This window comes from Cupriavidus sp. WGlv3, assembly GCF_023952475.1.
GTDB classification, from domain to species: domain Bacteria; phylum Pseudomonadota; class Gammaproteobacteria; order Burkholderiales; family Burkholderiaceae; genus Cupriavidus; species Cupriavidus phytorum.
Genome location: NZ_JALHRX010000021.1, coordinates 13,805 through 37,782 on the forward strand (window position 1 = coordinate 13,805; position 23,978 = coordinate 37,782).

At 69.2% G+C, this 23,978-nt stretch carries 25 protein-coding genes and 1 riboswitch; of the genes, 5 read left to right on the forward strand and 20 right to left on the reverse strand.

Annotated elements, in window-relative coordinates; genetic code table 11:
* Positions 1-7: 7 nt before the first annotated feature.
* Both glmS and glmU read right to left on the reverse strand, forming a co-directional pair.
* Positions 8-1,846 (reverse strand): glutamine--fructose-6-phosphate transaminase (isomerizing), encoded by a 1,839-nt coding sequence (glmS, locus tag MKD38_RS25530; protein WP_252681346.1) that lies wholly within the window; start codon positions 1,844-1,846, stop codon positions 8-10.
* Positions 1,847-1,958: 112 nt separating this feature from the next.
* A complete protein-coding gene (gene glmU, locus MKD38_RS25535; protein ID WP_252681349.1) occupies positions 1,959-3,323 on the reverse strand; it encodes a bifunctional UDP-N-acetylglucosamine diphosphorylase/glucosamine-1-phosphate N-acetyltransferase GlmU in 1,365 nt (454 codons plus the stop codon).
* A 302-nt stretch (positions 3,324-3,625) separates the two neighbouring features.
* Between glmU and MKD38_RS25540 the strand changes: the two genes are divergently transcribed.
* Positions 3,626-4,453 carry a DUF6279 family lipoprotein gene (locus tag MKD38_RS25540; RefSeq protein ID WP_252681351.1) on the forward strand — a complete coding sequence of 276 codons (828 nt, stop codon included), beginning with the start codon at positions 3,626-3,628 and terminating at the stop codon, positions 4,451-4,453.
* A 69-nt stretch (positions 4,454-4,522) separates the two neighbouring features.
* On the opposite strand, the gene ttcA is transcribed toward MKD38_RS25540, so the two are convergent.
* The 3 genes from ttcA to MKD38_RS25555 all read right to left on the reverse strand — a co-directional run bounded on the left by ttcA (position 4,523) and on the right by MKD38_RS25555 (position 6,878).
* Positions 4,523-5,449, reverse strand: coding sequence for a tRNA 2-thiocytidine(32) synthetase TtcA (ttcA, locus tag MKD38_RS25545; protein WP_252681353.1), 927 nt, complete (start codon positions 5,447-5,449; stop codon positions 4,523-4,525).
* A gap of 109 nt (positions 5,450-5,558) precedes the next feature.
* Positions 5,559-5,960, reverse strand: a complete 402-nt coding sequence (locus MKD38_RS25550; RefSeq protein WP_082818824.1) for a dihydroneopterin aldolase — start codon at positions 5,958-5,960, stop codon at positions 5,559-5,561.
* Positions 5,961-6,029: 69 nt separating this feature from the next.
* Positions 6,030-6,878 (reverse strand): SDR family oxidoreductase, encoded by an 849-nt coding sequence (locus tag MKD38_RS25555; protein ID WP_252681355.1) that lies wholly within the window; start codon positions 6,876-6,878, stop codon positions 6,030-6,032.
* Between the two features lie 15 nt (positions 6,879-6,893).
* Between MKD38_RS25555 and MKD38_RS25560 the strand changes: the two genes are divergently transcribed.
* Together MKD38_RS25560 and MKD38_RS25565 are read left to right on the forward strand one after the other, a co-directional pair.
* Positions 6,894-8,105 (forward strand): class I SAM-dependent methyltransferase, encoded by a 1,212-nt coding sequence (locus tag MKD38_RS25560; RefSeq protein ID WP_252681357.1) that lies wholly within the window; start codon positions 6,894-6,896, stop codon positions 8,103-8,105.
* Between the two features lie 16 nt (positions 8,106-8,121).
* A complete protein-coding gene (locus tag MKD38_RS25565; RefSeq protein WP_012351539.1) occupies positions 8,122-8,316 on the forward strand; it encodes a DUF2905 domain-containing protein in 195 nt (64 codons plus the stop codon).
* A gap of 26 nt (positions 8,317-8,342) precedes the next feature.
* Here MKD38_RS25565 and MKD38_RS25570 read toward each other — a convergent pair whose 3' ends face one another.
* The 4 genes from MKD38_RS25570 to MKD38_RS25585 all read right to left on the reverse strand — a co-directional run bounded on the left by MKD38_RS25570 (position 8,343) and on the right by MKD38_RS25585 (position 13,655).
* Entirely contained in the window at positions 8,343-9,593 is a 1,251-nt protein-coding gene (locus MKD38_RS25570; protein WP_252681359.1) for a multifunctional CCA addition/repair protein, read from the reverse strand.
* Positions 9,594-9,657: 64 nt separating this feature from the next.
* On the reverse strand, positions 9,658-10,356 hold the full coding sequence (locus MKD38_RS25575; RefSeq protein WP_252681361.1) for a glutathione S-transferase family protein: 699 nt from the start codon (positions 10,354-10,356) through the stop codon (positions 9,658-9,660).
* 200 nt (positions 10,357-10,556) lie between these two features.
* Positions 10,557-11,579, reverse strand: a complete 1,023-nt coding sequence (locus MKD38_RS25580; RefSeq protein ID WP_252681363.1) for a complex I NDUFA9 subunit family protein — start codon at positions 11,577-11,579, stop codon at positions 10,557-10,559.
* A 123-nt stretch (positions 11,580-11,702) separates the two neighbouring features.
* The gene (locus tag MKD38_RS25585) at positions 11,703-13,655 is read right to left on the reverse strand and encodes a lytic transglycosylase domain-containing protein (protein ID WP_252681365.1); all 1,953 of its coding nucleotides are present in this window, start codon (positions 13,653-13,655) and stop codon (positions 11,703-11,705) included.
* Positions 13,656-13,758: 103 nt separating this feature from the next.
* Here MKD38_RS25585 and MKD38_RS25590 point away from each other — a divergent pair, with 103 nt between their 5' ends.
* A complete protein-coding gene (locus tag MKD38_RS25590; RefSeq protein WP_252681367.1) occupies positions 13,759-14,337 on the forward strand; it encodes a 5-formyltetrahydrofolate cyclo-ligase in 579 nt (192 codons plus the stop codon).
* On the opposite strand, the gene MKD38_RS25595 is transcribed toward MKD38_RS25590, so the two are convergent.
* From MKD38_RS25595 to ahcY, 5 genes are all read right to left on the reverse strand, one after another.
* Positions 14,334-15,092: a Mut7-C RNAse domain-containing protein gene (locus MKD38_RS25595; RefSeq protein WP_252681370.1), complete on the reverse strand. Its 759-nt coding sequence runs from the start codon at positions 15,090-15,092 to the stop codon at positions 14,334-14,336. The genes MKD38_RS25590 and MKD38_RS25595 overlap by 4 nt on opposite strands.
* A gap of 38 nt (positions 15,093-15,130) precedes the next feature.
* Positions 15,131-15,490, reverse strand: coding sequence for a TfoX/Sxy family protein (locus tag MKD38_RS25600; RefSeq protein ID WP_252681373.1), 360 nt, complete (start codon positions 15,488-15,490; stop codon positions 15,131-15,133).
* Positions 15,491-15,497: 7 nt separating this feature from the next.
* The gene (gene metF / locus MKD38_RS25605) at positions 15,498-16,328 is read right to left on the reverse strand and encodes a methylenetetrahydrofolate reductase [NAD(P)H] (RefSeq protein WP_111521693.1); all 831 of its coding nucleotides are present in this window, start codon (positions 16,326-16,328) and stop codon (positions 15,498-15,500) included.
* Between the two features lie 40 nt (positions 16,329-16,368).
* Positions 16,369-16,719, reverse strand: a complete 351-nt coding sequence (locus MKD38_RS25610) for a phage holin family protein (RefSeq protein ID WP_012351530.1) — start codon at positions 16,717-16,719, stop codon at positions 16,369-16,371.
* 84 nt (positions 16,720-16,803) lie between these two features.
* On the reverse strand, positions 16,804-18,222 hold the full coding sequence (gene ahcY, locus MKD38_RS25615) for an adenosylhomocysteinase (RefSeq protein WP_252681375.1): 1,419 nt from the start codon (positions 18,220-18,222) through the stop codon (positions 16,804-16,806).
* Positions 18,223-18,342: 120 nt separating this feature from the next.
* Positions 18,343-18,457, reverse strand: a riboswitch (S-adenosyl-L-homocysteine riboswitch).
* A 58-nt stretch (positions 18,458-18,515) separates the two neighbouring features.
* On the opposite strand from ahcY, the gene thiD reads away from it, so the two are divergent.
* On the forward strand, positions 18,516-19,352 hold the full coding sequence (thiD, locus tag MKD38_RS25620) for a bifunctional hydroxymethylpyrimidine kinase/phosphomethylpyrimidine kinase (protein WP_252681378.1): 837 nt from the start codon (positions 18,516-18,518) through the stop codon (positions 19,350-19,352).
* A gap of 23 nt (positions 19,353-19,375) precedes the next feature.
* Here thiD and MKD38_RS25625 read toward each other — a convergent pair whose 3' ends face one another.
* From MKD38_RS25625 to MKD38_RS25650, 6 genes are all read right to left on the reverse strand, one after another.
* The gene (locus tag MKD38_RS25625) at positions 19,376-19,825 is read right to left on the reverse strand and encodes a PaaI family thioesterase (protein ID WP_252681381.1); all 450 of its coding nucleotides are present in this window, start codon (positions 19,823-19,825) and stop codon (positions 19,376-19,378) included.
* 120 nt (positions 19,826-19,945) lie between these two features.
* The gene (locus tag MKD38_RS25630; RefSeq protein ID WP_252681383.1) at positions 19,946-20,452 is read right to left on the reverse strand and encodes a GNAT family N-acetyltransferase; all 507 of its coding nucleotides are present in this window, start codon (positions 20,450-20,452) and stop codon (positions 19,946-19,948) included.
* Positions 20,453-20,459: 7 nt separating this feature from the next.
* Complete coding sequence (locus MKD38_RS25635; RefSeq protein WP_252681385.1) at positions 20,460-21,593, reverse strand: thiamine phosphate synthase; 1,134 nt, start codon at positions 21,591-21,593, stop codon at positions 20,460-20,462.
* Positions 21,590-22,426 carry a thiazole synthase gene (locus MKD38_RS25640; RefSeq protein WP_252681387.1) on the reverse strand — a complete coding sequence of 279 codons (837 nt, stop codon included), beginning with the start codon at positions 22,424-22,426 and terminating at the stop codon, positions 21,590-21,592. Before MKD38_RS25640 ends, MKD38_RS25635 begins: the two co-directional genes overlap by 4 nt.
* Positions 22,427-22,429: 3 nt before the next feature.
* The gene (gene thiS / locus MKD38_RS25645) at positions 22,430-22,627 is read right to left on the reverse strand and encodes a sulfur carrier protein ThiS (RefSeq protein ID WP_012351522.1); all 198 of its coding nucleotides are present in this window, start codon (positions 22,625-22,627) and stop codon (positions 22,430-22,432) included.
* Positions 22,628-22,639: 12 nt separating this feature from the next.
* Complete coding sequence (locus MKD38_RS25650) at positions 22,640-23,842, reverse strand: FAD-dependent oxidoreductase (RefSeq protein ID WP_252681388.1); 1,203 nt, start codon at positions 23,840-23,842, stop codon at positions 22,640-22,642.
* Positions 23,843-23,978: the final 136 nt, after the last annotated feature.

Below are 23,978 nucleotides of genomic sequence, written 5' to 3' on the forward strand. Positions count from 1 at the left end.
GCTCGCCTTACTCCACCGTCACCGACTTCGCCAGGTTGCGCGGCTTGTCCACGTCGGTGCCGCGCGCGCACGCCGTGTGGTACGCCAGCAGCTGCAGCGGCACCACGTGCAGGATCGGCGAGAGGTCGCCGTAGTGCTCGGGCATGCGGATCACCTGGATGCCGTCGGACGACTGGATCTGCGTATCGCTGTCGGCAAACACGTACAGGCGGCCGCCGCGGGCGCGCACTTCCTGGATGTTGGACTTGAGCTTCTCCAGCAGCGCGTCGTTGGGCGCGACGGTGACCACCGGCATGGCTTCGGTGACCAGCGCCAGCGGGCCGTGCTTGAGCTCGCCCGCCGGATAGGCCTCGGCGTGGATATACGAGATTTCCTTGAGCTTGAGCGCCCCCTCCATCGCGATCGGGTAATGCAGGCCGCGGCCGAGGAACAGTGCGTTCTCGCGGCGAGCGAAGTCTTCGGACCAGGCGATGATCTGCGGCTCCAGCGCCAGCACGCCGTGCAGCGCGGCCGGCAAGTGGCGCAGGTTGGTCAGGGCCTGGGCCTCGGCCTCTTCGGTGAGCAGGCCGCGGGTCTTGGCCAGCGACAGCGTCAGCATGTAAAGCGCTGCCAGCTGCGTGGTGAAGGCCTTGGTCGAAGCCACGCCGATCTCGGTGCCGGCGCGGGTCAGGAAGCGCAGTTCGGTCTCGCGCACCATGGCGCTGGTGGCGACGTTGCAGACCGCCAGCGTATGGACGTGGCCCAGCGCGCGGGCATGGCGCAGCGCGGCCATGGTGTCGGCGGTTTCGCCCGATTGCGAGATCACCACCACCAGCGCGCGCGGGTTGGGCACGGTGTCGCGGTAGCGGTATTCGCTGGCGACCTCGACCTGGGTCGGGATCCTGGCGATGCTTTCGAGCCAGTACTTGGCGGTGCAGCCGGAATAGTAGCTGGTGCCGCAGGCCAGGATCAGCACGCTATCGATGCCGGCGAAGACCTCTGCCGCGTTGTCGCCGAACAAATCCGGCGACAGGCCTTCGACACCTTCGAGCGTGTCGCCCAGCGCGCGCGGCTGCTCGAAGATTTCCTTCTGCATGAAGTGGCGGTACGGGCCCAGGTCGACCGAGGCGGCATGGGCTTCGACCAGGCGCGCTTCGCGCTCGACCGGGTGGTCATCGACGTCGTGGATGGTCACGCCGTCCAGCGTGATCTCGACCACATCGCCCTCTTCCAGGTAGATGATGCGGTTGGCGGTGCCGGCCACGGCCAGCGCGTCGGACGCCAGGAAGGACTCGTTTTCGCCCAGCGCCACCACCAGCGGCGAGCCGGCGCGCGCGCCGACCACGCGGCCAGGCTGGTCCTTGGCGAACACCGCGATGGCGTAGGCGCCGTGCAGGCGCTTGGTGACCGCGCGCACCGAGGCGAACAGGTCGCCGCGGGTGGCGCTGCTGGGATAGCTGTAGGCCTGGTGGATCAGGTGGGCGACCACCTCGGTATCGGTCTGCGACTCGAAGCCGTAGCCGACCGCGCGCAGCTCTTCTCGCAGCGGCTCGTAGTTCTCGATGATGCCGTTGTGCACCAGCGCGATGGTCTCGCCCGACAGGTGCGGGTGGGCGTTGACGGTGTCGGGCTTGCCATGCGTGGCCCAGCGCGTATGCGCCACGCCGGTGAAGCCGGACAGGCCGGACGCCTGCGTCTGCGCGTCGAGGTCGGCGACGCGCGACACGGTGCGCGCGCGCTCGACCGCATCGTCGCGCACGACGGCGACGCCGCACGAGTCATAGCCGCGATACTCCAGGCGGCGCAGCCCTTCGATCAGGACCGGAACGATGTTGCGCGTGGAAACCGCGCCGACGATGCCACACATGCTGAACCCCCGTTTGCTGGCGCCTGCCCTGAGGCTGACGCCGGTATGAATCCTGTGGCGCCGCCTGGTGCAGGCGGCGCGTGCCCGGGCCGCCCGGGGCGGCCCCTGGTGCCTACTGCTTCGGCGGCTTGACCGGACGCTGCCAGGCGTCGATGGTCAGCTGCTTGGCCCGCGACAGCGTCAGCTTGTCGGCCGGGGCCTCCTTGGTGAGCGTGGTGCCGGCGCCCAGCGTGGCGCCGCGGCGCACCGTCACCGGCGCCACCAGCTGCGTATCGGAGCCGATGAAGACATCGTCCTCGATCACGGTGCGGTGCTTGTTCACCCCGTCATAGTTGCAGGTGATGGTACCCGCGCCAATATTGACGCGCGAGCCCACCGTGGCGTCGCCCACATAAGCCAGGTGGTTGGCCTTGCTGTGTGCTGCCACCTGTGCATTCTTGACCTCGACGAAGTTGCCGATATGCACATCCTCGCCCAGCTCGGTGCCGGGGCGCAGGCGCGCGTACGGCCCGATGCGGCCCGCGGGCCCGATCCTGGCCTCGTCGATATGGCAGAACGGATGCAGTTGCGCGCCGGCGCCGACGGTGCTGTTGCGGATCACGCAATGGGCGCCGATGCGCACGCCGTCTTCGAGGTGCACGCGCCCCTCGAACACGCAGCCGATGTCGATGGTGACATCGCGCCCGCAGGTGAGCTCGCCGCGCACGTCGATGCGGGCCGGGTCCAGCAGCGTCACGCCGGCCTCGAGCAGGCGCCGGGCCTGGTTGCCCTGGTGGATGCGCTCGACCTCGGCCAGCTGCAGCTTGCTGTTGACACCCAGCGTTTCCCACACCGCGGCGGGCTGGGACGAGACCGTCTCGACGCCGTCGGCGACAGCGCGCTCGACCGTGTCGGTCAGGTAGTACTCGCCCTGGGCATTGTCGTTGCGCAGCGTCGACAGCCACTTGCGCAGGTGGCCGGTCGGGCACACGATGATGCCGGTGTTGATTTCGCGGATAGCCTTCTCGGCTTCGCTCGCGTCCTTTTGCTCGACGATGCGGACGATGCTGCCCGCCGCGTCGCGCACGATGCGGCCATAGCCGGTCGGATCGGGCATTTCCACGGTGAGCACGCCAAAGCGCTGCGCGCCGGCCTCGGCCACCAGTGCCTGCAGCGTCGCCGCGCTGGTGAGCGGCACGTCACCGTAGAGAACCAACGTAGGCTGGTTGTCGTCCAACAATGGAAGTGCCTGCATCACCGCATGGCCCGTGCCCAGTTGCTGGGCCTGCTCGGCGAAGGCGACATCGTCAGCGGCCACCGCCTCGCGCACGCGCGCGGCGCCGTGGCCGACCACGACCACCAGCCGCGACGGCGACAGCGCACGGGCCGTATCCAGGACGTGCGCGAGCATGGGTCGCCCGGCTACCGGGTGCAGGACCTTGGGCAAATCGGAATACATCCGCTTGCCCATGCCCGCGGCGAGAATGACGATATTCACAAGGAGATCCCTAAGTGAGTGTGTCCGAAAATATTCTGGAAAACGCCGGCCGGATATTGGGCCCGGTGTTTGGCAAGGGGCGCCGCCGGGGCTGGCAAAAGCCTGCCGCCAGGCCTGCGCATCTTCCCGCAAACCCTTGCCACGACTTGGCTGGCGGGCAGCGAGCGAGCCCGGTTCCAATGCGCGGCGATTTTAACATGGCGCTTTCTGCCCAACCGACCGAGGTTTCCGATTTTCACAATTGCTGGGCCCGCCGCATTTTGGTGATTCTGGGCGCCGCGGCCCTGTGCGCGTGCAGCGCCATGAAGCTCGGTTACCAGCAGGGCGACCGCCTGGCGTACTGGTGGATCGACAATTATGTCGACGTCAGCGCGGCCCAGGAGCCGCTCACGCGCGAGGCCATCGCGCGCTTCTTTGCCTGGCACCGCAAGGCCCAGCTGCCCGAAATCGCCAGCCTGCTGCAGGAGGCCAAGGCCGACGTGCGCCAGCCGGTCACGCCGGCGAAGGTCGCGCACTTCCAGGACGCCTCGCAGGAACTGGCGCGCCGCTCCTTCGAACAGGCCATGCCCGACATGGCCGACCTGCTGCTGACGCTGACGCCCGACCAGATTGCGCGCATGGAAAAGAAGTTTGCCGAGGGCAACGCCAAATACCGCAAGAAATTCCTCAACGCGGACCCGGCCGAGCGCGAGGAAGCGCGCTTCGACAAGGTGATGGAGTACGCGCGCCTGGTCTACGGCGGCTTCTCCCCCGAGCAGGAAAAGGAGATCCGCGTCAAGGTCGGTCCGGTGGTGCAGAACGCCGAGGCGCGCTATGCCGAGCGCGTCGCGCGCCAGCAAGAATGGATCAAGATGGTGCGCTTCGTGCAGGCCACGCAGCCGCCCAAGGCGCAGGTGATCGACCTGCTGCGCCGCTTCCGCGAATACTGGCAGAACCCGCCCGCCCGGCACGCCGCCAGCCACGAAGCCGGCAACAGCGCCGGCATCGCGCTCACGGTGGCGATCGCCAACCTGACCACGCCGCAACAGAAGGCGCACGCGCAAGATCGCTTCCAGAAGTGGATCGACGATACGCATGCGCTGATGCGCGAGAAGGAGAAACCACCGGTGCAGTCGGCGGCGGCGAGCTGAAGCCGCCCCGCCCCGAGGCAAAAAAACGCCCGCGCAAGCGGGCGTTCTGCCATCCGGGTGCCGCCGGACTTACTGCGTGCCGGCCGGCTCCGCCGCGGGCGGGCGCTCGAAGCGCACGAACTCCATGCGGTTTTGGTCCAGGCTGCCGGCAAACGTCAGCGGCTGTTGCTGGAACGTGGTTTCACCGAACAGCGAGGCCTCGTCGACCTTGGCCAGGCCGGTCGCCAGCCCGGTGAACGGGAACAGCTCGGTATCCGCCAGGTGCGACGGGACCACGTTGCGCAGCGCCGCGAAGATGTTGTCGATACGGCCCGGATTGTGCCGCTCCCACTCCTGCAGCATCTCGCTGACCTTCTTGCGCTGCAGGTTTTCCTGCGAGCCGCACAGGTTGCACGGGATGATGGGGAATTCCATCGCGCGCGCGTACGACGCGATGTCCTTTTCCGAGCAATACGCCAGCGGGCGGATCACGATATGCGCGCCGTCGTCGGTGGCCAGCTTGGGCGGCATCGCCTTCATCTTGCCGCCGAAGAACATGTTCAGGAAGAAGGTGTTGACGATGTCGTCGCGGTGATGGCCGAGCGCGATCTTGTTGGCGCCCAGCTCCTTGGCAGTGCGGTAGATCACGCCGCGGCGCAGGCGCGAGCACAGCGAACAGGTGGTCTTGCCCTCGGGCACCTTCTCCTTGACGATCGAGTAGGTGTCCGCCTCGACGATCACATATTCCACGCCGACCGACTTCAGGTATTCGGGCAGGATGTGTTCCGGGAAGCCGGGCTGCTTCTGGTCCAGGTTCATCGCGATCAGCTTGAACTTGATCGGCGCGCGCTTCTGCAGCGCCATCAGGACCGACAGCATGGTGTACGAGTCCTTGCCGCCACTCATGCAGACCAGCACGGTGTCGCCGTCCTCGATCATGCCGAAGTCGCCGATGGCCTTGCCGGTTTGCGATTGCAGCCTCGTCTCGAGGCGATAGAAGTTGTTCGAGTGGCTCATGGAGCATCCTGTTGCGTGGCGCCCGCCGGATGGAATGGCCGGCGCGGCGCGAAGGGGCAACATTTTACTTTAGGCGCCCGCGCGCTGCAGCGGGCGTCGGCAGGACCGCTCAGGCCTGCTTGATATGGAACACCTCGACCCCGACCGAATCGCAATCCGGGTACACATCGGGCTTCTCGGTCGACACGCGCACCGCGCGCACCTTGGGATGCTTCAGCATGGCGCGCGCGACGTCGTCGCACAGCGTTTCCTGCAGGTGCACGTGGCCCTGCGCCATGCGCGCGGCGACGGTGTTGCGCATGAAGTCGTAGTCGACCACTTCGTCGAGCTTGTCGGCCTGCGGCGTGCATTCCTCCAGCGGCACGAACAGGTCGATATTGATCAGCACGCGCTGCTCGCCCTTCTTCTCGAATTCGTGCACGCCGATATTGATCTGTACTTCGTAGTTGCGCAGGAACATGCGTCGGCAGTCCTGCAGGCTGGGGTGGGAAAGGGCGGCGAGCATGGTCATGGGCGGGAAACGAAAAGGACAGTGTAAGGCGGGGGTGCCGCGCCGGTCAGGCGCGGCCGATGATGCAGGTCATTCGGTCAGGAACATCACGTCGCGCGCCAGCGGCATCAGGTGCTGGCCGCCGTCTACGTACAGCGTGGTGCCGGTCACGGCGCGCGCCTGCGCCAGGTAGGCCACCGCCTGGGCGATGTCCTCGGGCGTGGACGACTGGCCCAGCGGCGTCACGCGATGCGCGCGGCGGAAGCTCTGCTCCGACTGCTCGCCCGACACCAGCGTGATGCCCGGGGCCACCCCCACCACGCGCAGGCGCGGCGCCAGCGCCTGCGCCAGCTGCACCGTGGCGGTCTGCAGCGCGGCCTTGGAGAGCGTGTACGACAGGAAATCCGGGTTCAGGTTGTCGAGCTTCTGGTCGAGCAGGTTGATGACCACGCCGCGAGGTTCGACCGACTTCTCGGTGGCCTTGCTGGCGCCATCCGGGCCCGCGGCCGCGGCCAGCGCCTTGTGCAGTTCGCGCGCCAGCAGCAGCGGCGCGGCCACGTTGGTGCGCATATGCGTATCCAGCGACGCATACGAGAAGCTGGTGGCGACGTCGTACTGGAACAGCGAGGCGTTGTTGACCAGGCAGGTCGGCACGCCCAGCGCGGCGGTGCAGTCGGCCACCAGCCGGCTGGTGGCGGCCTCGTCGGCGAGGTCGGCGCGCAGCACCGCGGCGCGGCGGCCGAGCGTGCGGATCTGCGTCGCCAGCGCTTCGGCCTCGTCGACCGAGCGATGGCAGTGCACGGCCACGTCCCAGCCCTGCGCCGCCAGTTCCAGCGCGATGGCGCGGCCCAGGCGGCGCGCGCCGCCGGTCACGAGGGCCACGCCGCGGGCGGCGGGCTGGCCAGCGGGTTGGCTGGCGGAGGTATCGGATGCGGGCATTGCTACAATCGCAGGATGCAGAAAGCCGCTAGTTTACCCCTTCCCCCCGCCGACGCGCAGGCCGCTTCCGATACCCTTACGGCCCGTATTGGCGAATCGATCGATGCGGCCGGCGGCTGGATCGGCTTCGACCGCTACATGGCGCTGGCGCTGTACGCGCCCGGCCTGGGCTATTACAGCGGCGGTTCGGCCAAGTTCGGGCGCGATGCCCGCGACGGCAGCGACTTCATCACCGCCCCCGAGCTCAGCCCGTTCTTCGCCCGCACGCTGGCGCGCCAGTTCGCGCCGCTGCTGGCGCAGGGGATGCCGCGGCTGCTGGAATTCGGCGCCGGCACCGGCCGGCTGGCGGCGGACCTGCTGCTGGGGCTGGAACAGGAAGGCCAGTTGCCTGACACCTACGCCATCGTCGAACTGTCGGGCGAGCTGCGCGCGCGCCAGCAGGACACGCTGGCCCGGCGCGCGCCGCACCTGGCCGAGCGCGTCACCTGGCTCGATACGCTGCCGGCCACCTTTGAAGGCGTGATCGTCGGCAATGAAGTGCTGGATGCGATGCCGGTGCAGCTGTATGCGCGCCGCGACGGCGGCTGGCATGAGCGCGGCGTGGCGCGCGCCGCGCCCCAGGCCGATGGCGGCGCGCCCGCGTTCCGTTTCGAGGACCGGCCGCTGGCCGATGCCGACGTGCCGGCGGCGCTGCGCACCATCCCCGGCGACCACGACCTCGTCACCGAGACCCATGCCGAGGCCGAGGGCTTCACGCGCGCGGTCGGCGCCATGCTGGCGCGCGGCGCGGCCTTCTTCATCGACTACGGCTTCCCCGCGAGCGAGTACTACCACCCGCAGCGCGCCGGCGGCACGCTGATGTGCCACTACCGCCATCATGCGCACCCGGACCCGTTCCTGTACCCAGGCCTGCAGGACATCACCGCGCACGTCAATTTCAGCGGCATCGCGCATGCTGCAGCGGAATCAGGGCTGACCGTGGCGGGCTTTGCCTCGCAGGCGCGCTTCCTGATGAACGCCGGCATCACCGAGCTGCTGATGACGCTGGACCCGTCCGACGCGCGCACCTTCCTGCCGCAGGCCAATGCGGTGCAGAAGCTGCTGTCCGAGGCCGAGATGGGCGAACTGTTCAAGGTGATCGCGCTCACGCGCGGGCTCGACCGCGGACCGGAAGACATCGAGCCGCTCGCCGGCTTTGCCCGCGGCGACCGCTGCCACGCCCTGTAACGGCACCGGAGCCGCGATGCTGCGCTGGACCCTAACCATCTTCCTGAGCGTGATCATCCTGTCGGCGGCGCTGCCGTGGCTGCAGAAGGTCGGGCTGGGCCGGCTGCCCGGCGACGTGCGCTTCCGCGTATTCGGGCGCGAGTTCGTGCTGCCGTTCGCGTCGACGATCCTGATCTCGCTGATTGCGCTGGTGATCGGCAAGCTGCTGTAGGTCTTAGGCAGCTTGTCCGGGCCGGCTCACGCGCCGTCCGGTTGCACCCCGAGCCGCTGCGCCACCGCCGCCACCCGCGCGGCATGGACCCGGTCCTTGATCTGCGCCACGTCGTCCGCGCAGGCGCGCGCGATGGCCCCCGCATCGACCGACGCCGCGGCCTCGCGCGCCGCCAGCAGGCGCGCGGCCTGCGGGTAGGCGTCGTGCTTGAAACCCTTGCGCCCGCGCTTGTCGGCCTCGCAGGCCTGCAGCGCCTGGGCGAAGCGCGCGGGCTTGCGCAGCGCATCGCAGCGCTCCAGCAGCCGCACCACGGCGGCGGCGCTGAACTCCAGCGAGCGGTGGATGTTGCCGTGCTCGCGCGCCACCACCAGCGCGAGGTCGCGGCATTCGTTGGGCACGCGCAAGCGCGCGCAGACCTCCTCCAGCAGCTTGACGCTGCGCAGCTCGTGGCCGACATGGCGCGGCAGCACGTCCGCGGGCGTGGTGCCCTTGCCCAGGTCATGCACCAGCGCGGCAAAGCGCACCGGCAGCGGCGCGCCCAGCGCTACGGCGCAGTCGATCACCATCATCACGTGCACGCCGGTATCGACCTCGGGGTGGAAGTCGGCGCGCTGCGGCACGCCCCACAGCCGCTCGAGCTCGGGCAGCAGCCGCGCCAGCGCGCCGCATTCGCGCAGCACCTCGAACATGCGCGACGGCCGCGCTTCCATCAGCCCGCGCGCCAGCTCCTGCCACACGCGCTCGGGCACCAGCGCATCGACCTCGCCCGCGGCGACCATCTCGCGCATCAGGCGCATGGTCTCGGCGGCGACGTTGAAGTCGTGGAAGCGCGCGGCAAAGCGCGCCAGCCGCAGGATGCGCACCGGGTCTTCGGCAAAGGCGTCGGAGACATGGCGGAACAGCCGCGCGGCCAGGTCGCGCTGGCCGCCGTGCGGATCGATCACGGGCCCGGTCAGGTTGCCGTCGGCATCCACCGCGCGCGCCATCGCGTTGATGGTCAGATCGCGCCGGACCAGGTCGTCCTCGAGCGTGACGTCGGGCTCGCAGTAGAAGGCAAAGCCCTTGTAGCCCATCGCGGTCTTGCGCTCGGTGCGGGCCAGCGCGTACTCCTCCTGCGTGCGCGGATGCAGGAACACCGGGAAATCCTTGCCGACCGGGCGATAGCCGGCGGCTTCCATCTCGGCCGGGGTCGCGCCGACGACCACGTAGTCGCGGTCCTGGCTGGGCTTGCCCAGCAGTTCGTCACGGATCGCGCCGCCCACGGCGTACACCTGCATGGTTGTGGCCTTTTCATGCGCTGGCACGGGGTCACTGGGCAGTGGCCCCGTGCCGGCGTAATTGCTAGTGGGTGACGATTATCGCATCGGCACGGTCCGGGGCCAGCCGGTACGGCTCGTCATCGGCGAGGAAGTCGCGTTCCTCGCGCGCGCCGGCAATCCATTGCTGCATCGCCGGCAGCGCCAGCATGAAGTCGGCATAGGCCTTGGCGTCTTCGCAGTCGTCCGGCAAGTGGATGCCGTAGGTGGCGAAGCGGCTCACCACCGGCGCATAGAACGCGTCGGCGACGGTGAAGGTACCGAACAGGAACGGCCCGCGCGCCGCATGCTGCTTGCGCAGCCCGTCCCAGATCGCGGCGATGCGCTCGACCTCGCGCTGCACCGCCACGTTCCAGCCGCGCCCGGGCAGCACCGCGGTCACGTTCATCGGCAACTGGTTGCGCACGTTGGCGAAGCCCGAATGCATCTCGGCGCAAATCGCGCGCGCCACCGCGCGCTCGGCGGGGTCGGCCGGCCACAGCTGCTGGTCGGGGAAGCGCTCGGCCACGTATTCGGAGATCGCCAGCGAATCCCACACGGTGACGTCGCCGTCGACCAGCACCGGCACCTTGCCCGCGGGCGAGTAGCGGGCGATCTCGGCCGCGAAGCTGCCGGTGAACAGGCGCACCTGCACTTCCTCGAAATCAATGCCGGCCTGGCGCAGCAGCAGCCAGGGACGCAGCGACCAGGAGGAATAGTTCTTGTTGCCGATGACGAGCTTCATCGTGAGGTCCTTGGGGGAGGAAACGGAGGGGAGAGACGGCACGGACGCGGGCCGCAAGCCACGCCCCGCAGCCCGCGGGACGGCGTGGCAGCCGCGCGCCGGACCAGTCATTTTGCCAGCGCGGCCGCCCGCGTCAAAGTGAATTGCGCTCGCAACCGATATGAAATCCGGTCACATAGGCCGCGGCCTCAGATGGCGCCTCAGCGGTGCACGCTGGCGCGCATGTGGGTCAGCGCGGCATCGCGGTTGCGCCCGGACAGCGCGTCGGTCATCACCGCCTCCAGATGCACGGGGTTCAGGTTCAGCTCCGGCGCCAGCGGGCGCTCCAGCACATTGTCGAGCTGCATCGAATCCAGGTTGTCGCGCGACAGCAGCGGCTCGCCCGGCATATGCTCCATGACCGCGGCCTGCACCCGCGCCAGCGCATCGGGCAGCGCGATCACCGGGCGCGGATGGCCCGAGGCGCGCCCGGCAAAGCGCACCAGTTCCTCCAGCGTATAGACCTGCGGCCCGCCCAGCTCATAACCATGGCCGATGGTGGCCGGATTCACCATGGCGTTCAGGTAGGCCTGCACCACGTCCTGCACGAACACCGGCTGGAAGCGCGCATGCGCGCACGCCAGCGGCACCACCGGCGCCAGCTGCTGCATGTGAGCGAACAGGTTGAGGAAATGGTCGTCAGGGCCGAACACCACCGAGGGCCGGAAAATGGTCCAGTCGAGCCCGCTGGCGCGCACGATGCGCTCGCCGTCGCCCTTGCTGCGCAGGTACATCGACGGTCCATTGCTGTCGGCGCCAAGCGCGCTCATATGCAACAGCCGGCGCACGCCCGTGGACAGGCATGACGCCACAATTTGCCGCACCAGTTCCACATGCGCGCTGGCAAAGGCCTCGCCGTAGGGATCGGCGCGCTCGCCGTGCAGTACGCCCACCAGGTTGACGACGATGCCGTCGACGCCGAGCGAGCCGATCGCGTCGTCGAGCGCGGCATTGTCGGCCAGGCCCAGCTCCACCACCTCGACGCGCGGCAGCAGCAGCAGGTGCTGCGCATGCTCGACATTGCGCGTGCCGACCACGATGCGGTCCGGGGCGATGGGGGAATCGGGATTGGCGCCGGGTTCCAGCGGCGCGCCCGAGGCCGAGGCGGCGCCGGCCAGGCGCGAGACGAGATGGCTGCCGATGAAGCCGGCGCCACCGATGACGAGGACGTTGCTGGTCTGCATGTTGCCTCCGTGCCAGGAAAGAAGCACGCCGCGGCACCCGCGCCAGCCCGGGCCTGCGGCGCTACACCGGCAGGCCCGTCTTGCCTGCCCCATGCCGGGGCAGGCGGACCGGAAAAGATGACTTCAGGGCAGGCTGGTGGTGGTCACCGCCGACGGCGCGACCGTGCCCAGGCGCGACTTCAGCGACTGCGGCCGGCCACTCATCAATGCAGCATAGTACGTAGCGTTGGAAAGCACATTCTTCACATAGCCGCGCGTTTCATTGAACGGGATGGTCTCTGCAAAGATCGCGCCTTCCACCGGCCGCGCCAGCGTGCTGCGCCAGGCCTTGGGCCGGCCCGGGCCGGCGTTGTAGGCGGCCGAGGCCAGCGTCCAGGAGCTGTCCAGGTCGGTCAGCACCATGTTCAGGTAGTTGGTGCCGAGCTGGATGTTGATGGTGGGATCGCCCATCATCGACGGCGAAAAGTCGCTCATGCCGATCTTGCGCGCCACGTATTTTGCCGTGGCCGGCATCACCTGCATCAGGCCATGCGCCCCCGCCGACGAGCGCGCATTCATGATGAAGCGCGATTCCTGGCGGATCAGGCCGTACACCCATGCCATGTCGAGGCCAACCTCGTCGGTGGCGCGCTGCATGATGTCGCGGTACGGCATCAGGAAGCGCAGCGCGAAGTCATGCTCGTTGCGGGTGCGGTCGGCCGAGTTGACGGTGCGGTCGAGCAGCTCGAGGCGGCGCGCATATTCGGCGGCGGCCAGCAGCTCGCGATCGCTCATATTGCGCAGCTCCCAGTTCCACTCGCGGTTGCCCTCGAAGCGCAGGTTCATGGCGTAGAACTTCTGCGCGCGCTGAAAACCGGGGCGCGCGCGCATCGCCATGGCCTCGGCGTCGCTGACGGTGGTGCGCGGCGGCAGCGTGATGCGGTTGCCCAGTTCTTCGCTGGCGAGCTGGCCGTAGAAGTTGAACTGCCCGGCAATCTGCTGGAAGTTCTGCTGGGCCTCGGTGTCGCGGCCGTCGGCCTTGAGCGCGCGGCCGTACCAGTAGATCCAGGCCGGGTCCTTGCCGCGCAGTTCCGGGCGCATCAGCTCGACCGCCTGGCGCACCTGCTTCCAGTCGCCCTGGCGCAGCGCGGCGCGCACGCGCCATTCCTGGGTGTCGTCGGACAGCCACTGGTTGCCGCCCAGATCCATCTGGCGGCGGTAATAGCCGGCCGCCTCGGGCAGCAGCTTCTTGGCCGCGAACTGGCCGATCACACCCCACGCCGCACCCTGCTCGTCGCGCGACAGCGTGCCCTGGGCCGTGGCCAGGTAGGCCGCCGCCTGCGACGGGTCGGAGCGCGCCATCTTGACGATGGTGGCAAGGGTATCGCCATCCACGCGCGCGTCAGGGACCAGCGCCGCGATCTTGCCGGCCAGCGTGACGTAGTTCTGCTCCAGCGCCAGCCGCGCCTGGAAGGCCAGGTCGCTGCGCTGGATCTGCTGGCTCTGGACCAGATAGCCGATCAGGTCGACGCAGCCTTCGCCGTAGTACCTGGGGTCGCTCAGCACGTTGCGCGCATCGGCGGCCACGTTCTGGCCCTTGAGCGCGCGCGACAGCAGCGCATAGCACTCGACCTGGGTATCGTCCTTGAGCGCGAACTGCGGGTATTCGACATCGAAATTGGCCCAGTCGCGCTTCTTGCCCAGCACCAGCAGCCAGTCATTGCGCATGCGGTCGGCAATCGCGTCGCCCTTGTAGCGCTGCAGGAACACGCGCACCTGGTCGTCCGGCGCATCGATGCGGGCCAGGCCGCTGGCGTCGAACAGCTGCGGCTTGATGCGGAAGTACTCGACATAGGACGGCACCGGGTAGTCCACCAGCGTGGCCGAGATCGCGTAGGCGCGTTCGACGTCGTTCTTGCGCGCGGCTTCGCGCAGCGCGGTGAAGGCCTCGTCGGGATCGCTGGGGATCACCGTCGACGGCGCGCGCGTGACCGCCTGCGGGCGCTTCTGCGCGTGGACGGGCGTGACAAGCAATGCACATGCAAGCGCGATCCAGGCGGCCCGGCCTGCACGCTGCAGATATACTCCCTTCAGCATTCTTCTTCCTTGTCGATGACGGCGGCGCCCGCGCCTGCACCGTGTGCCGAGAACCGCGGCGCCGCCATCCGTGTTGGTTCGGACGAGGGCATTATCCCACGCCATGTCTTCCACTCCTGAGACTACATCCCCCCCCGCCGCCGACCGCCGCGCGCTGCGCGCGCAACTGCTGGCGCAGCGCAGCGCCCTGCCCGCGCGCGCCGCCGCCGATGCCCGTATCGCCGCCGCGCTGTCCGAACTGCTGGCGGGCCTGGCGGTGCGCTGCCTGGGCTTCTACTGGCCGATCCAGCAAGAGTTCGACGCGCGCGCCGCGGTGGCGCAGTGGCTCGCCGCCGTGCCCGGCCGCCATGCCGCGCTGCCTTCGGTCAGCCGCCCCGGCACGCCGCTGGATTTCCACCTGTGGACGCCGGATACGCCCATGGCCACCGGCCACTACGGCATCCCGGTGCCCGACGGCACCGAGGCCGCGATGCCGGATGCGCTGCTCATTCCCTGTGTCGGTTTCAGCCCGGACAAGTTCCGCCTGGGCTACGGCGGTGGTTTCTACGACCGCACCCTGGCTGCCATGGCGCAGCGGCCGGTCGCCATCGGCATCGGCTACGACGCCTGCCGTATCGCGCTGCAGGCGCAGCCGCACGACATCGCCATGGACTGGATCGTGACGGAGTCGGGCGCGTTCTAGCCCGGATCGGGCCCGACGCCCTGCACCAGCTCGTCGACCAGCGCGCGCATGCAGCGCCAGTGCGAGCCTTCCCAGAACACCCGCAGGCAGCGGTCGCAGGTGACGAAGCTGCGATGGCGCGCCAGCACGCCGTCCGGCACGCGTCCGGCCGCGCCGGCCGGATCCAGCGCGCGCAGCGGCGCATTGCAGTCCAGGCACAGCGAAAACGGCCGCGCGCTGCGCGCCAGATCCAGCCGCGCGAAGATCTCGCGCACCTGCTGGCGCGACTTGAGCGCGCGCACATAGCAGCCGTGCGTGATGCCGCGGCGCTTGAGCAGTTCGCGGTCGCGCGTCAGCACGATGCGGCCCTCGTCGACCGCGATGCGCTCGATCTCGCTGTCTTCGAAATGGTTGTCGTAGAGCGTGTCGAAGCCGGTCATGCGCAGCAGATGCGCCAGCCCGCCAAGGTGCGCGTCGGCGACAAAGCGCATTACCCGCAGCGGCTGCTCGCGTACCCGCAGCAGCGCAGACACGTCGATCCGTTCGAACTTGGGATAGACCGAGACCCGGTCGCCATCACGCAGCTGCCGCTCGAACCCGCTCGATTCGCCGTTGACCAGGATCAGCTCGACCTCGGTATGCGGCACGCCCAGCGCCTCGATCATGTGCTTGACCGTGGCCGCACGCGCACACACGCACGACAGGTCGCGCCGGCGCTGGTCCGGCGCGAGGAAGTCGTTCAGTTCCTCGTAGAAACGGAAGGTGGCGGTGACCATGGGACGAGTATGGCACCGATCGGGCGATGGGTGCCGGCTCAGCCCGCATTCCCGAGCCGCAGCGCCGCCTCCACCGCCAACTTGGCCCACGGCGTCATCGCCGCCGGCGACTCCAGCGCGGCGGGCGGCAGGCTGAGGTAGTGGCGCATGGTGACTTCGCGCCGGGAGGACTGGTAGCGGAACGGCTCGCTGCCCTCGGCCTCAAACTTCGCACGCGTGGCCTCATCCGCCTTCAGGTAGCAGGTGCCGCCCGACACCAGCGCGAACATCAGCCCGTCGTAGAACAGGCCGTGGCCGCCGAACATCCGTTTCGCCGTGACCGGGCCGATGCGCGCCGCCAGCGGCCCCATCAGCTCGAGCAGGTGTTCGATGAAGGGGTCGGGGCGGCGCGTGGCCATTGCCGGATTACAGCTTCAGGCGCTGCCAGATCGCCTTGGTCGCGCCGGCTGCGTTGAGCGTATAGAAATGCAGCCCCGGCACGCCCGCGGCCAGCAGCCGCTCGCACAGCGCGGTGACCACGTCGAGGCCGAAGGCGCGGATCGACTCGCGGTCGTCGCCGAAGCTCTCCAGCCGCTTGGCCACCCAGCGCGGCACTTCGGCGCCGCACATCTCCGAGAAGCGCATCAGCTGCGAGTAGTTGGTGATCGGCATGATGCCCGGCACGATCGGCACCTCGACGCCGAGCGCGCGCACGTCGTCGACAAAGCGGAAGTAAGCGTCGGCGTTGTAGAAGTACTGCGTGATCGCCGAGTCGGCACCGGCCCTGACCTTGCGCACGAAGTTGTCGAGGTCATGGCGCGGCGACTTGGCCTGCGGGTGGTACTCGGGGTACGCCGCGACTTCGATATTGAACCAGTCGCCGGTCTCGGCGCGGATGAACTCGACCAGTTCGTTGGCGTAGCGGAACTCGCCGATCTCGCCCATGCCCGACGGCATGTCGCCGCGCAGCGCGACGATATGGCGGATGCCGCCGTCGCGGTACTGCTGCAGGATCGCGCGGATGCTTTCGCGCGACGAGCCCACGCACGACAGGTGCGGCGCGGCCTCGATGCCTTCGCGCTGGATTTCCAGCACGGCGTCGAGCGTGCCCTGCTGCGTGGTGCCGCCGGCGCCGAACGTCACCGAGATGTACTTGGGCTTGAGCGGTGCCAGCTGCGCGCGCGTGTTGCGCAGCTTCTCGGTGCCCTCCGCCGTCTTGGGCGGGAAGAATTCAAAGCTGAAGTAGCGGTCTTGCATGATGGTGGCGCGCCGCGTTGCCGCCGCGCGCGGAATAAGGTCAGTCGTCGCGGTTGCCCAGCAGCAGGCTGGCCAGCAGCCACGAGATCACGCTGTACAGGATCGAGCCCAGCAAGGCCGCCCAGAAGCCGCCGACGGTAAAGCCCGACAGCAGGTTGCCGACGAACAGGAACAGCAGGGCGTTGATGACGAAGATAAACAACCCCAGCGTCAGCAGCGTAACCGGCAGCGTCAGGATCACCAGGATCGGACGGATCAGCGTATTGACCAGGCCCAGCACCAGCGCCGCCAGCATCGCCGAGCCGAAGCTCTTGATGTGGATCGACGGGATGATGTACGGCAAGACGAACAGCGCGACGGCGTTGATGATCCAGACGACCAGTAGTCTCATGACGGTTCCTTGGGTTGGCTCAATAGCGGGGCTGCTTCCCTCTCCCGCAAGCGGGAGAGGGAAGTTCCTACCTTCCTGCGCGCATCAATAGCGGTAGTGATCCGCCTTGTACGGGCCTTCCTTCTTCACGCCGATGTAAGCGGCCTGCTGCTCGGTCAGCTCGGTCAGCTGCGCGTTCAGCTTGCGCAGCTGCAGGCGCGCGACCTTCTCGTCCAGGTGCTTGGGCAGCGTGTAGACGCCGACGGGGTACTTGCCGCTGTCGCGCTCCTGCCAGAGCTCGATCTGCGCGATGGTCTGGTTGGCGAACGAGCTGCTCATCACATACGACGGGTGGCCGGTGGCGCAGCCCAGGTTCACCAGGCGGCCCTTGGCCAGGATGATCAGCTTCTTGCCGTCCGGGAACTTGACATGGTCGACCTGCGGCTTGATCTCGTCCCACTCGTATTTCTCGATCGAGGCGATGTCGATCTCGTTGTCGAAGTGGCCGATGTTGCAGACGATGGCCTGGTCCTTCATCTTGGCCATGTGCTCATGGGTGATGACATGGTAGTTGCCGGTGCAGGTGACGAAGATATCGCCATGCTCGGCGGCGTAGTCCATGGTGACCACGCGGTAGCCTTCCATCGCGGCCTGCAGCGCGCAGATCGGGTCGATCTCGGTAACCCACACCTGCGCCGACAGCGCGCGCAGCGCCTGCGCGCTGCCCTTGCCCACGTCGCCGTAGCCGGCCACGATGGCGATCTTGCCGGCGATCATCACGTCGGTGGCACGCTTGATGCCATCCACCAGCGATTCGCGGCAACCATACAGGTTATCGAACTTGCTCTTGGTGACCGAGTCGTTGACGTTGATGGCGGGGAATTTCAGTTCGCCCTTCTGCGCCATCTGGTACAGGCGGTGCACGCCGGTGGTGGTTTCCTCGGTCACGCCGCGGATGGCTTCCAGGTTGCGGCTGTACCAGCTGGAATCCTTGGCCAGCTTTTCCTTGATCGCGGCGAACAGGAAGGTTTCTTCCTCGCTGCCCGGGTTGGCGATCACCGAAGCGTCCTTTTCCGCGCGCGCGCCCAGGTGCAGCAGCAGCGTGGCGTCGCCGCCGTCGTCGAGGATCATGTTGGGGGTGCCGCCGTCAGACCAGTCGAAGATGCGGTGCGTGAAGTCCCAGTATTCCTTCAGCGATTCGCCCTTGAAAGCGAACACGGGCGTGCCGCCCGCGGCGATCGCGGCGGCGGCGTGGTCCTGCGTCGAGAAGATATTGCACGAGGCCCAGCGCACGTCGGCACCCAGCGCCTTGAGCGTCTCGATCAGCACGGCGGTCTGGATCGTCATGTGCAGCGAGCCGGCGATGCGCGCGCCCTTGAGCGGCTGCGCGGCGGCGAACTCGTCGCGGATCGCCATCAGGCCGGGCATCTCGGTCTCGGCAATGGCGATTTCCTTGCGGCCCCAGCCGGCCAGGTTGATGTCGGCGACGAGGTAGTCCTGCTTCAGGTCGGTCACAGCGTTCATGTTTCACTCCCGGTGAAGAGTGGCACGCAGTTGACGAGTACGGGGGTCTAGCGGCCGTGCATGGCGCTCGGGCTCATGCGAAGCACGCGGATAGGTCGACTCGCTTCCGTGCGGACCACGGATCAGCGAGCGCCGTTGAAGACAGTCCGAGCCTGGCGGATGGCAGGGGCGGCTGTGCCGCCGGCCGCGCGATGTGCTTCGCGGGCCTCCATCCGTTGCAACGCTCCTCGGAGTGGCGGTATTGTAGCGTGCCCGGAGGCCTTGCGCACCGGCCCTCCTTGATTTCCGCACAGATGATCCCAACGCCACCCCGTACCCTGACCATCGCCGGTTCCGACTCCGGCGGCGGCGCCGGCATCCAGGCCGACCTGAAGACCTTTTCCGCACTGGGCTGCTTCGGCATGAGCGCGATCACCGCGATCACCGCGCAGAACACGCTGGGCGTGACCGGCGTGCATGCGATCCCGGCCGACATGGTGGCCGCGCAGATCGACGCGGTCGCCGGCGATATCGGCGTGGACGCGGCCAAGACCGGCATGCTGGGCACCGCCGCCATCGTCGAGGCGGTGGCCGCGGCGGCAGACCGGCACGGCATCCGCAAGCTGGTGGTGGACCCGGTGATGATCTCGACCTCGGGCGCGACGCTGTCCGACGACGCCACCACGCAGGCCATGGTGCGGCTGCTGTTCCCGCGCGCGCTGCTGGTCACGCCCAACCTGCCTGAAGCCTCCTACCTGCTGGGCCGCAGGATCGCGCGCCGCGCCGACATGGAACAGGCCGCCGCCGACCTGATCGCGCTGGGTTGCCCGGCCGTGCTGCTCAAGGGCGGCCACCTCGAAGACGATGGCGCGGCGGGCCGCGCCGGCGGGCTGGACGACATGCTGATGCTGAAGGACGGAACCGTGCGCGTGTTCACGCACCCGCGCGTCGAGACCCGCAACCTGCACGGCACCGGCTGCACGCTGGCGGCCGCGATCGCGTCGCAGCTGGCGCGCGGCGATGCGCTGGAAGCGGCGGTCGGGACCGCGCTGGACTATGTGGCGCAGGCCATTGCCGCCGGTGCAGGCTTGCGGCTGGGCGGCGGCAACGGCCCGCTGAATCACGCCTTCGCGCCGCGCGCGCTGGGCTGAGCGGCGCGCGGCTCTGGCATCACTCAGTTGCCGCCGCTGGACAACGGCACCAGCTTGAACGCGGCGCGCGCCACGCATACCACATTGCCGTCGGCATCCTTCACTTCGCCCTCGCAGAACGCAATGCGCGCGCCGCGGCGCAGGCAGCGCGCTTCCAGCGTCAGCTCGCCGCGCGCGGCAGCCAGGAAATGGGTCGACATGTCGATGGTGATCACGCCGGTTTCGGTCGGCGCATGCGAGCGCGCGGCGCCACTCAGGGTGAAGTCGAGCGTCGCCATCAGCGTGCCGCCATGCACGTCGCCGCGGCTGTTCACCAGCTGCGGGTGCGCCGGCAGGCGCGTGCGGCAGTAGCCCTCTTCGATCAGCTCCGGCTGCAGGCCGAAATAGCGCATCAGCGGCACGTCGATGCCGAAATAGGGCTTTTCAGGCGTGCCGGGGGCGGCGGGGATGATGGCGGGGAGCTGGATCGACATGGTGGGCACGGCTGGGGGGTTGGCGGGGATGCTGGCCAACATCATAGCGGCGGGTCTTGGCTCGGTTCCCGGCGCTGGGCGAATGTCGCACAAATCTTTGGAAACGCGATGGTTGTCGCCTCAGAGCACCTGCCGCATCGCCACGCGCTGCCGCAGCCCCGCCGCACGCTGCGCCGCCAGCGCCTGCGACAGCAACGGGCATAGCTCGCTGTCCTGCAGCTGCCGAAAGCCCATCGACGCATAGAACGGCGCATTCCAGCGCAGATGCGCGAACGTGGTCAGGCCCAGCGAGCGCAGTCCGCCGGCTCGCGCCCAGTCCTGCACGGTGCCAACCAGCGCGCGCCCGATGCCGCGCCGGCCATGGTCGGGATGCACGTCCATCTCGTCGAGATAGCCGCAGGCGCCATGGCGGCTGGCCAGCGCGAAGCCGGCGATTTCACCGCCGTGCTCGGCCACCCACAGGCGCCCTTCGCGCTGCGCCGCGGCCAGTGCCGGCTCCGGCGTGCTGACCAGGCGCAGCAGCGCCGGCAGGTCGCCTTCCGGGAACAGCGCGGCGGCGGCCAGCTCGATGTCCGGCAGCCGCGGCAGGTCATCCATGGCCGCCAGGCGTATGCGCGGGGCGGCCACGGCGCGCTCAGCCGGCAGGGAACAGGCTGACGAGGCGGGCCACCGCGGCCGGCACGTCGTCGGCCTCGGTGACGGCGCGCACCACGGCGGCGCTGCCGACGCCCACCGCCAGCACTTCGCGCATATTCGACGCATTGACGCCGCCGATGCCGACCAGCGACGGGATCACCGGCTGCATCAGCTTCGCATACGCACGGAAGCGGCCCATGCCCTGCGGCTGGGTCGGCATCACCTTGGTGGTGGTCGGGAAGATCGCGCCCAGCGCCAGGTAGCTGGGGCGGATCGCGGCGACGCGCAGCATCTCGGCGTAACCGTGCGTGGACACGCCCAGCCGCAACCCGGACGCGCGGATCGCATCGAGATCGGCATGGTCCAGGTCTTCCTGGCCCAGGTGGATGCCGTAGATGCCACTGTGCGCGCCATGGGCGGCGTGATGGTCGAGCGCCGCCTGCCAGTGGTCGTTGATAAACAGGCGCGACGACGAGCCCTGCATGGCCCTGGCCGCGCGCGCGATCTCGGCGCGCACCGCGGCCGCGTCGCCGGACTTGAAGCGCAGCTGCAGCGTGGGCACGTTCAGCGGCGCCAGCCGCTCGATCCAGTCGGCGCTCGGCACCACCACATACAGGCCCAGCGCGGGGCATGGCGCGAACGGCGCGACGGTATCCTCGGGCGCCACCAGCGCGGCGTGGCGCACGTGCGGGAAGCGCGCAAAGTCGGACGGCCAGTCGGCCGAGCCCGGGGTCCAGGCGCGCGCCAGGCACAGCGCATCGTGGGCCGGGAAATGCAGCGACAGGCAGGCCAGCAGCACCGCGACGAAGGCGGGCGAATGCGGCTGGCCGGTATCCGCGGCGACCGAGAACACCCAGGTGCCCATCGGCGAGCGCACGGTGTCGATCCACTGGCCGCCTTCGCGGTCGGTCTCGATCAGCGTGGCGCCGGCGGCGGCAACGCGCGCGATGGTGTCGGCATCGGCTTCGCCGTCTGACAGCAGCACGTCGTGGGCGCCGGGCTGCGCCGGCGCGTCTTGCAGGCGCCAGGCCTGCCACGGCTTGTCATCGACGCCGAAGGTGTCGCCGTAGTGTTCCAGCACCGCCTGGCGCAGCGGGCCGTCGCTGGGAGCGTGCACGGGGCGGCGGGTCATGCGCGCTGCTCCGTGTCATCGGCGTGCCAGAACGGCATGCCGACCACCGGGGTGCTGGCCTGCGCGACTTCGCGCTCGGGCATCGGCCCCGCCAGGTAGGCGGTGCGGCCCGCGGCCACGGCCTGGGCGAAGGCGCGCGCCATGTCGACCGGATAGGCGGCCTGCGCCACCGCGGTGTTGAGTAGCACGCCGTCGTAGCCCCACTCCAGCACCTGCGCCGCATGCGACGGCAGGCCCAGGCCGGCATCGACGATCAGCGGCGTATCCGGCAGGCGCTCGCGCAGCACGCGCATCGCGTGCGGGTTGACCGCGCCGCGGCCGGTGCCGATCGGCGCGGCCCACGGCATCAGCGCCTGGCAGCCGACGTCGAGCAGGCGGCGACACAGCACCAGGTCCTCGGTGCAGTACGGCAGCACCTTGAAGCCTTCCCTGATCAGGGTCTCGGCCACGGCCGGCAGGTTGAGCGTGTCGGGCTGCAGGGTGTAGTCGTCGCCGATCAGCTCGAGCTTGATCCACGGCGTCTCGAACACCTCGCGTGCCATCATCGCGGTGGTGATGACTTCCTGCGCGGTGAAGCAGCCGGCGGTGTTGGGCAGCACCGGCACGTCCAGCGCCTTGAGCATCTGCCAGAACGCCTGGCCGCCCTCGCCATCGCCCACCGCGCCCTGGCGGCGCAGCGCGACCGTGATCATGGCCGGGGTCGAGGCCTGCACGGCCGCTTCCAGCGTGGCCGGCGACGGATAGCGCGCGGTGCCGAGCAGCAGGCGCGAGCCGAACGGCTCGCCATACAGCACGAACGGGTCGCGCAGGGTTGCGGAAGGTTCGAAGGTCATGGGTCAGCCTCCCGTCACGGGTTGCACGAGGTCGATGCGGTCGCCGGCCGCAAGAGGGGTGTTGGCGTGCGCGGCGCGCGGCACGAACTGGCCGTTGACCGCCGCGGCAAAGGGGGGCGCGATCTGCGCCGCGCTGACCGCGTCCGCCAGCGTGGCGGATTCGGCAAGGGCGAGCGGTCGGCCGTTGAGCAGGATATCCATGTCAGTCTTGCATTAATGCAGCGTGCCGGAGCGCGCGCCAACGGCGGGCGCCGGCGCTTCCGTCACCGCCTCGATCATACCGGGCCAGCGCAGCGCGGCAGGCACGGCATGCGCGGCGGGATCGCCGTTGAGCAGCGCGCCCACCACCGCGCAGGCGGCCTCGGTCACCGCCGGGGCGATCAGAAAGCCGTGGCGGTACAGGCCATTGACCCGCACCACGCGCGCGCGCTGGTCGACGCGGATCGCCGGCAGGTGGTCCGGCCGCGTGGGCCGGCGCTGCACGTTCAGCTCCAGCACGCGCGCCTCGCCGAAGGCCGGGTGCAGCGAATGCGCCGCCGACAGCAGTTCCAAGGCGGAGCGCACGCTCATCGGCGAATCGTCCTCGCTTTCCAGCTCGGTGGCGCCGATCACATACAGGTCGTTGGGCTTGGGCGCGATATAGATCGGATAGCGCGGATGCAGCAGGCGTACCGGGCGGTGCAGCCTGACGTCGGGCGCATGCACCCGCACCACTTCGCCGCGCAGCCCACGCAGTCCGGGCTGGCCGTGCTGCCCGCTCTGGCCCGGCTGCGCCGGCCACGCGCTGCGTGCGCCCAGGCCGCGGCAGTCCAGCACCACGTCGGCGTGGATGCCGAGCTGGGGCAGCGAGCCGGCATCGACCTCGCCCGCCTCCCACACGCAATGCACGCCTTCGCTGACCGCGCACGACAGCAGCGCGCGCAGCGCGCCGCGGTTGTCGAGCTGGCCTTCGCCGGCCAGCAGCAGTCCCTGCGGAAAGCGGCCCGCCAGCGCCGGCTCGACCTCGCCCACGCCCTTGCCGTCGAGCGCGCGCAGCCGCTGCGCCACCAGCTCCGGCGGCGCCACCGCGCGCATGCGGCTGGTGAACAGCGACATCTCGGCCCGGTCGCGCGCATGCCAGACCACCAGCGTGCCGTCTTCCTGGAAGAAGACCGGCTCCGGCAACTCGGCCAGCCAGGCGCGCCACAGGTCGACGCTGGCGATGCCAAGGTCGACGATGCGGCGCTCGGCAATGGCCGACTCGGCCAGCGGCGCCAGCATGGCCGCGGCCACGTAAGCGGCCGAGCCCGCGCCGTCCGGGCCGGCCCGCTCCACCAGCGCCACGCGGGCGCCGCTGCGGACCAGCAACCAGGCGGCCAGGCGGCCGGCAAGGCCGGCCCCGAGGATGGCGACGTCAAACGACTGCACTGCTGTCATGAGGGTGTTGTGCCGGGCGCGCCATGCGGCCGCGTCCGGCCTCCTTGTTATCGGTGCCGCCGCGCGGGGCGCTGCGCGGCGGCGGATCTTGCGCGGGCATGGCTTGCGAGGCCATGCCCGTCCTGCCGAGACTTCG